Genomic DNA, 1,074 nt, shown 5'->3' with positions numbered 1-1,074 from the left:
GCGTTCAAGGCTGCCGTCGACGGTGATCCGACCCGCGGCTGCCCCTGCCGAATCTCTTTGAGGTCGGTGAGGCCGAGCGTGTCATAGAGATCGCCGGCCTGGGTGCCGCCCGATGAAGCCATCTGCCGTTCTGCGGAACGCACGTGGCTCTTACCGCCTCATCTCGCGGCGCATGGCTACCCGTGGCCACCGGTCCAGGCCGTGTGCGGCCTCCCGGCTGCGGACCTCCCGCAGCCCTGGCGTCAGCTCGGCCTCCGTAAGGCGCCGGAACCCGCACCGCGCGTAGTAGGGGGCGTTCCACGGTACGTGCACGAACGTGGTGAGGGTCAGCGCCGGTACGGCCGCGGCGGCCGCGTGGCCGGCGACGTGTTCGATCAGCATCCGTCCCACCCCTCGGCGGGCGCTGTCCGGCCGCACCGATACCTGCTCGATGTGCATGTTGCCGTCGACGAGGTCCGCGACCAGGTAGGCGACCAGGCGGCCGATCCCGTCAGCGGCGCCCCAGGCCTGGCCGGCCCGCTGGTACCGGGCGAGTTCGTTGACGGTGAACGGCTCGTCGTCGGCGATCTCGGGCATGTCGATGTCGCGGAAGCACCGGCTGGCGGCCCGCTCGATGTCCTGGAGCACGGGGAAATCTTCGAACCGGACCGGCCGGATGCGCATGGAGTCATTGTCACCACCGGCACAGGCTGCCTCGACGCGGCCATCAAGAAGACGGTGCTGGTCCCGGAACATCGGTGAACCCGAACGCGGTCCGAAAGTCCGGTCTCTGTCGCAACACGCCTCGCGGAGGCCAGGGAAGAGTGATTGATCCGGCTGGCCGGCGGTCGGTGAACTCCGCGACGGATACGCTGAGATGATGGACGTACCCGTCTCGACTGGCATCACGGTGACGGGGCGTGGCCGGGTGGACAAGCGGGAGGCGATCCTCGCTGCCGCGTTCGAGGTGTTCGCCCGCAAGGGGTACGAGGGTGCGAGCGTCGATCTCATCGCAAGCGAGGCCGGGGTGGCCAAACCCACCCTTTACAACCATCTCGGGAGCAAGGAGAACCTGTTCCGGCTGGTGATGGTCGG

At 68.4% G+C, this 1,074-nt stretch carries 2 protein-coding genes; one reads left to right on the top strand and one right to left on the bottom strand.

What is annotated here, in order from left to right; translation table 11 throughout:
- Nucleotides 1–150: 150 nt before the first annotated feature.
- Nucleotides 151–663, bottom strand: coding sequence for a GNAT family N-acetyltransferase (locus tag DD1DGNOD_RS16240; protein WP_131768103.1), 513 nt, complete (start codon nt 661–663; stop codon nt 151–153).
- A 193-nt stretch (nt 664–856) separates the two neighbouring features.
- Between DD1DGNOD_RS16240 and DD1DGNOD_RS29645 the strand changes: the two genes are divergently transcribed.
- On the top strand, nt 857–1,074 hold a 218-nt coding region (locus tag DD1DGNOD_RS29645; RefSeq protein ID WP_241255771.1), incomplete at its 3' end, for a TetR/AcrR family transcriptional regulator.

The organism is Candidatus Protofrankia californiensis (genome assembly GCF_900634765.1).
In the GTDB taxonomy this organism is placed as follows: Bacteria; Actinomycetota; Actinomycetes; order Frankiales; family Frankiaceae; genus Protofrankia; species Protofrankia californiensis.
The sequence above is the reverse complement of the archived record's forward strand: the minus strand, read 5'-3'. Positions and strand labels throughout refer to the sequence as shown.